The sequence below is a fragment of the Desulfococcus sp. genome (assembly GCF_050178255.1).
Lineage (GTDB): Bacteria > Desulfobacterota > Desulfobacteria > Desulfobacterales > Desulfococcaceae > Desulfococcus > Desulfococcus multivorans.
The window spans coordinates 1-6,635 of record NZ_JBFXGG010000144.1 but is presented as its reverse complement, the minus strand read 5'-3'; the positions used below and the strand labels follow the sequence as shown (position 1 = coordinate 6,635).

General features: G+C 57.3%; 8 protein-coding genes and 1 CRISPR repeat array. Of the genes, 7 read left to right on the top strand and 1 reads right to left on the bottom strand.

Translation table 11 applies throughout. The features are described 5' to 3' along the window. Positions 1–48: 48 nt before the first annotated feature. A CRISPR array of direct repeats spans positions 49–591; the repeat unit is 28 nt; unit sequence GTTATCTCTCCCCATGAGGGGTTATGAA. A 768-nt stretch (positions 592–1,359) separates the two neighbouring features. Then, positions 1,360–1,761, bottom strand: a complete 402-nt coding sequence (locus tag AB7S84_RS15825) for a hypothetical protein (RefSeq protein ID WP_020875541.1) — start codon at positions 1,759–1,761, stop codon at positions 1,360–1,362. A 463-nt stretch (positions 1,762–2,224) separates the two neighbouring features. Here AB7S84_RS15825 and AB7S84_RS15820 point away from each other — a divergent pair, with 463 nt between their 5' ends. The 7 genes from AB7S84_RS15820 (at position 2,225) to AB7S84_RS15790 (ending at position 6,418) form a co-directional block, all read left to right on the top strand. Next, positions 2,225–2,944, top strand: a complete 720-nt coding sequence (locus tag AB7S84_RS15820; RefSeq protein ID WP_428155679.1) for a hypothetical protein — start codon at positions 2,225–2,227, stop codon at positions 2,942–2,944. After that, on the top strand, positions 2,938–3,417 hold the full coding sequence (locus AB7S84_RS15815) for a hypothetical protein (RefSeq protein ID WP_428155677.1): 480 nt from the start codon (positions 2,938–2,940) through the stop codon (positions 3,415–3,417). Before AB7S84_RS15820 ends, AB7S84_RS15815 begins: the two co-directional genes overlap by 7 nt. Before the next feature lie 63 nt (positions 3,418–3,480). Further along, positions 3,481–3,705 (top strand): excisionase family DNA-binding protein, encoded by a 225-nt coding sequence (locus AB7S84_RS15810; protein ID WP_020875538.1) that lies wholly within the window; start codon positions 3,481–3,483, stop codon positions 3,703–3,705. A gap of 17 nt (positions 3,706–3,722) precedes the next feature. Continuing rightward, complete coding sequence (locus AB7S84_RS15805; protein WP_020875537.1) at positions 3,723–3,878, top strand: hypothetical protein; 156 nt, start codon at positions 3,723–3,725, stop codon at positions 3,876–3,878. Positions 3,879–4,024: 146 nt separating this feature from the next. Further along, complete coding sequence (locus AB7S84_RS15800) at positions 4,025–4,387, top strand: hypothetical protein (RefSeq protein WP_020875536.1); 363 nt, start codon at positions 4,025–4,027, stop codon at positions 4,385–4,387. Between the two features lie 217 nt (positions 4,388–4,604). Beyond that, positions 4,605–5,888, top strand: coding sequence for a hypothetical protein (locus tag AB7S84_RS15795; protein ID WP_428155674.1), 1,284 nt, complete (start codon positions 4,605–4,607; stop codon positions 5,886–5,888). Between the two features lie 68 nt (positions 5,889–5,956). Continuing rightward, positions 5,957–6,418: a hypothetical protein gene (locus AB7S84_RS15790; RefSeq protein WP_428155672.1), complete on the top strand. Its 462-nt coding sequence runs from the start codon at positions 5,957–5,959 to the stop codon at positions 6,416–6,418. The last annotated feature ends 217 nt before the right edge of the window (positions 6,419–6,635 follow it).

Here is a 6,635-nt window from a genome sequence, read left to right as displayed (position 1 = left end):
AGGGGTTATGAACGAGTTGTCATCCCGTTACGCCACCGGGTTGTCAGGGTTATCTCTCCCCATGAGGGGTTATGAACTCCTCTTGTTTGTACCGGAACTCCTCATAACCCATGTTATCTCTCCCCATGAGGGGTTATGAAGAGCTTTCGATACCGCTTGAAAACCCGACAGTTCCGCGTTATCTCTCCCCATGAGGGGTTATGAAATTTGTATGCACAGGATAATCTTTCCCGCTATATGCGTTATCTCTCTCCATGAGGGGTTATGAACTTGTTGGGCTTGCTGCGGAGCTGGATGGATATGGCGGGTTATCTCTCCCCATGAGGGGTTATGAATCGGCATTGGTGTATTTGTCCAGATCGGTGATATCGGTTATCTCTCCCTATGGGGGGTTATGAAAGTTTCAATCCACGCTCCCGCGCGAGGGGCGACCCTGTTATCTCTCCCCATGAGGGGTTGTGAATTCTACATAGATGGCCGGTCGCCCGAAATAAAATGGGTTATCTCTCTCCATAAGGGGTTATGAAGCCTTTATCCTCAAATTGTGGGGACAGTGCCCCCACATTATCTCTCCCCACGAGGGGTTATGAATTTGTTTTGATATCAATCAGTATCAGCGGCGTTCTTAAACTGTACCAACCCCGTCGGGCTGAAAATGCGTGATCGATCTTCTTCCTTTCTTTTCCTCTCCCATCATCTTTTTCCCAAAATATCGATTTTTCCCGTACCATCACATGAGGCGGTACATTGCCGATAGCGCGAAACCGGAAAAAGAAATGTCGTCATTGCGGTACGGGAATAGGGCGGACACACAGGTCCGCCCCTACGTTGACCGCGATGTCATATCATCTGGCCGTCGTGGTTGGGGTTTGCCGCAACAGGCCCGCATATCGCGGATGGTTTTCGGATTCCCGTAGGGGCGGACCTGTGTGTCCGCCCTTTGCGGATTGCCCCCGGATTTCCCGATCATCGCGGCGAACAATTGGGCTGCCCATTGTTTGGCGGGGTATGGAACATCGTTTGGTGGGGGGCGGGAACAGGGCGGACACGCAGGTCCGCCCCTACGGTGACCGTGATGGCATATGATCTGGCCGTCGTGGCAGGGGGTTGTCGCAACAGGGCCGTATTTGGCAGGGTATGGAACATCGTTAGGTGGGGTGCGGGATGAGGGCGGACACGCAGGTCCGCCCCTACGTTGACCGTGATGTCATATCATCCGGCCATCGGGGTTTGGGTCTGGCGCAACGGGGCCGTATATCGCGGTTGGTTCTGGGGTTCCCCCGGATTTCCGATCATCGTGCCGAACCCGTGCGTTGACCGCGATTCCATACCTCTTGATGCCGGCCTGGAAGGCACGGGTCAAGAGGTGCGTTTCTTGATTTTCAGTTTTTCGTTCTTCAGGCTGTTGATGCAGAGCTCCAGAAAAACCGCCCACGGCAGATCGGCCTCGGCAGATTCGTTGGCGTGGTCGATAATCCGCTCAATTCTCGGATACATCTCCATCGCTTTAGCCGAGAACCCCTTGCCGTGTTTGGTATTGACGCTGTTTATCATCGGCGGCGGGGGAAACACCTCGGGGTCATACCGATGCAGCCGCAGCCATGACTCCACCGACAGCGCCTTCTGTTTCCCACTGGCGATCCGCCCCAGGACCGGGGCGCTGACACCGGCGGCTCGGCTTAGCTTCGCCAGTTGGCCGCGCTCCTTCTGATACTTCGCAAGGATTTTCCGAATCTCGTCGCATTTAAGGCCCTCCGGCATTTTTTTGTTCTCCTGCTGAAAATTTCTATTCGTTAGTATCTTTCTATAAACGCCTTTTAAGCTTACAGGCAAGCGAATTACTTGACTTATAATTTTCTTTCTGATAGAAATATAACCCTGTGATGTGAATCAAGTATCGATTCGATTTTAAAAAAATTATCGCGCCCGGATAACAAACACCCTGAGTCAGCACAAGTATGCCAAAAAGAATAGCAAAGATCGCGATGTTGTACGATATTCGGCCATCGGTGCGTTATTTCCGCCGCTGTTAAAAATATGTGACAACTTTGATATCTCACGGTGCTTGTTTTTCCAAAAAGATACTTTCTTCTCGGTAGAAATTTTCTAACTAACCATAATTAAAGGCAATAGCTTAAGTCATAGGTTGTAGCGGCGTAGCAACCCAGGCAGCCGGAAAGGCAAAATGGATCGGTTCCTATTCTGACACAAACGGAGAGAGAAAATGTCAATCGAACATCCCACCGAAAACTGGACAAGATTCCCGAACAGCATCCTGGACAACCTCGACCGATACTCCGGAAACGAGCTCAAGGTTCTGGCGCTCATGATCCGCAAGAATCTCGGATGGCGCGATCCGAACAAAAAGTATGCCGTGAAATACATCGCCGCGAAGACCGGTCTCTCGAAGCCCACGGCCCGGAAGGCGATTTATTCCTTGCTGGAAAAGGCGGCGATTGACGAAATTTCTTCAGGGAAGCGGTGCACGCGACGATTCGAGATTAATCTGGAAGCGCTGGGGAAGGGTGAGAAGGCCTCTGCGAAGAAGAACGAGGCAGCCGTGCCGAAGGCTGTCGTCCGGCCCAAAATTCAAACGGTAACCCGGGAAAAAAATTTGCCCGTACCGGTAAAAGATTTTCCCCCGTCAACAGTCGGGACCGGGAAAAAAATTTTACCTGTACAGGTAAAAAAATTTGACCGGAACATGGCAAAAATTTTGACCCAGTATAAGAAACCAGTAAAAGAAACCAGGGGGAAGAAACCAGCAGCCCCCCACCGCCTTTTTTCAAAACCTGTTTACACGAAAGAAGACTGGCACGCCGACGAAACCGACGAGCGGTTGAAAGAGATCAACAGGGAAATCATGGAAGTATGCGGCGGTCCGGATCCGGTTTGGGAAGCTGAGCTTAGAGCGCTCGAGCGGGAAATCCGGGAGACATGGTAAGGCTGGTTCGGGGTATGGCCGAGATTTACGGCAGGCGTTACAGCCCCGACGCCCTGAAATTGGTCATGCTGTCTTTGGATGATTACAGCTACGACGAGGTCCGGGAGGCTATCGCCCAAGTGCTCAAGAAAAGCCGCTTCTGCCCGACCCCCATGGAGATCATCCAGGAGATCAACGCACTGAAGGCGGCGCGCCGGGAGTGGGGGTGGCATCCGCCGGCAAGCCTGCAACAAGCGCAACGCCGCCTCTTTCGTCAAGAGGAGCTGGCCGACGCGTTTTTGCGACTGTCCCCAAAAGAGCAAGCCGAGCTGAAACAGGCCTTCCTGTCCGAGACCAACGCGTTCATTCGCAGGCGTTCCGAGAAAACCGAACCGGAGCGGTTGGCCCGGAACACCTCGTTCAGACTGTTTCTGGAAGATCGATGGGACGGCGAGGATCGCCGCGAAAACGCCGTGTCCGAGACGGCGAACTAACCGCTCTGCCCTGTTTCAACCCCAGAAAACGAACCGCATAACCCCGATACCAAGGAGTCTGGCATGGATATCACCCCGGAATGGTTTGACACATGGTTCGATGCAAAATTCCCGGAAGAGGAATACGGACCAAAGGACATCCGCAGAATCATGGGCATCGGCAAGAGCCGCGTATACAGGGCCATCGATTCCGGAGAGCTGGAGGCGATCCGGGTCGGGACCTGGTGGCTGGTGCCCAGGCCCGCCCTCAAGGCGTGGCTTCTGGCCGGATACAACCTCAACAACTGAAAAAGGAGGCATTGATCATGATGAAATACATCGTCTATCTTGGCGCCGTCGTGGCGTTGCTGGATTCGATGACCCGGGCCCTCGAAGACGGCAAGATCACCAAGGATGAATGGGTCGGGATCCTGAAGGATGTGGCAAGGGCCGTCCTGGCGACAGGAGGTCGGGCGGCATAATGGGCGATCTCAGCGGGAATTTCAGCGCATCGGCCGTTTTTTTTGGATTGCCGTGCCGGTTTGTCCCCAAGCGTCCCACACGAAAAGACGTTATCTGGTAAGAAGCGGGTAAACATTAACCCCAAACCTGAAAGGAGGACAACATCATGGCCATTCTACCGCTCGACTGGGAACAGGACTCGCTCGTTGCGGCGTCTCTTCTGGAAAACGGCGCCGACGATCTCAACTGGACCCTGGCCGCCGACGCCCGCATCAAGACCGCTGAAAACCCCACGGGCATCGGCCCGGTCGCCTACAACGGCAGGCCCAAGGATGAAACCGGGAAGGTGGACCTCAAGGAGGGCAGCCCCCGGGACGCGCTGTTCATCTTCTACAAGGCCGACGAGTCGGTGCGCGCCACCCTCGAGGCCCAGGACCCTGCCGACGTGGCGGAGACCATCGCCGACTTCCTCGCGAACCACGGCGGTGACGTCGCCGCCATGACGGCCCTGGCCCCGACCGTCGTCTAGGCCGGATAAACCCTTCAACCCGCAAAAGCCTGGTGGCCCGTATGGGGCTTCCGGGCTTTTTTTTACTCAAATCGACGTTCGTGACAGTGATCGGAAAGAGACTGAGGAAGAAGGCTGAAGGGGGATCAGGGCGTCGAGTTGAATCTGTTTTCAGCTCGCTCTCGAAACAGCGTCTCTGCCGGAAGGCTGGACCCAGGATTAACGGAGGTTTCGGAATATGGCATTCAAGCAATGTTCGTCCCTGCTGGCGGATCTCATTCAGGCCGGGGCGGAGAAAAGATGGAAGATGGAATACAAGGGCATCGTCAACACCGGCGATACCTTCGGCGGAAGGGCGGTGGGCCCGGCTGCCTGGCAAAGCAAGGACAAGGCATTCGTCCTGTTGATGTTCCGGGAGGATGCGGTCTGCGAGTACGACCTCCTGCAGACGGACCCTGAAAGCACCGTGGAGATGGTGGATTTCATGGGGAGCTACGGCCATGCGCCGGACGAGCTCCTGGAGGCCACGCGGGTCGCCTTCACGTCCAACGCGGCCTATGCGGCCCCGCCCCCGGACACCACGCCCTGGGAGATCTTCTATGCCGTGGCCGGCCACTGCGACGCCGAGGGCGGGGGCGGTGCGTTCGAAGCGGCGTCCGCCAATCCCGATGGGCAGCTCATCGTCCTGGGCCGCACCGAGGCGGCCGGCCTGCTCCGGTCCGTTGTCTTTTTTGAAAACGTTCAGCTTCCCAAAAAGCCCGTTGCCTCGGCCCGGCTCAAGTTCACGGCGGACGGCGGGGAAGCCCTGGTCCGGGACCTGATGACCGTCACCGAATGGACCGGGAGCGACTATGTCGCCTTGGGGGAATGGGAGAACGGCATGTGGAAGATCTCCGAGGCGGGCATCGACCTGAACGGGCTCGCCCCCCAGCTCGTCCTGGACGGGGTGACCCACTTCAGGATCAGCGTGGACCCCGTTGACAACGGCGGGGGCGGGATCTGGATCACCGTCAACGACACCGGGGGGCAGCCGGTCGGAAGCCTCTTCACCGAGGATCCGATTACCGCGCCCGCAACCTTCCTTGTGGAATGCAGCCCCATCGGCGAGGGCCGGATTCTGGGTCACGTCAACATCAGCTTCAACAGCGCCGAGACCCATTCGTGGTGCACGGATCTCAAGGCCGTCGCCCGGACGGCGGGCAAGACGGAAGACCCCCTTGTCGCGCACATCGGCATCACCCCGAACCCGGCGGTGCCCACCGGGCAGAGCCAGCGGGCCGCGATCCTGGCGGGGCAACGGGCAATGCGAACCCACTGGGACCTCACCCAGGCCTGGGCCCCGGGCGCGGCGGTGCAGTCCCCCAACTTCGCGCCCATGCTCAACGCGCTCCTCACGGACAACGCCTACGAACCCGGCCGGAACCTGGCCGTCGTCATCGAGAGCCGGTTCCCGGGAAAGACGGCGGTAAACATCGACCGCCGGTGCCGGGCCGGAAGCGATATCGTGCTGAAGATCAACTGAGAACTGCAATGCCCCTTCCGCTTCGGCGCCCAGGCCGGAGGGGAGGGGCCGAAAAGGAGGTTAAGGACATGCCGACAGTCGAGATTCCCGAGCTCTGGGGTGTTGTCACGGCCGTGGTCCTGGCGCTCATCGGCTGGCTCCAGTCGGCCGCCCGGACGGCCGCGAGCCTGCGACATCTCCAGGGCAGCATCAAGCGCCTGAACCTGAAGGTCGAGAACGCCGCATCCAGGTCGGACCTGAGAGAGAACATCGCCCTGGTCATGGCGGAGATCAAGGAGACGCGCCTGGCGATCGCGGAGATTGACCGCCGCCGGGAGTTCGCCGGAAGCGAGTTTCACGAATTCCGGGAGCGCATGGCCGGCGAGCTCGCAACGCTCCGTGCCCGGATGAAAACCCATCCCCGCCCCGACCCTCCCGAACCCGACCCGTTCGCCCCCGGCAACCTGTTCGCACCGTCGGGGCATCGGCTTGCCGCCCTGCCCAAAAAGACCAACGCCACGGCTCCCGGGGAGGCGGTTTTGAAAGGGTGAACGCCCCGAAAGCACCCTCACGTCGGCGCTCCTTGACTGACTCTTGCATCACACTAAAACCGTGGTCGTTGAGGGCAAAAGTTATCGGGTGAAAGGAACCATCGAAAAATAAATCCTTCTAAGAAAACATTGTTTTCTTGTAAATTTTGGAACCGATCCTCGGATCGGTTGAAACGCTCATCAACTTGGGTTTGATTTTTGTAAGAACACAAAATCG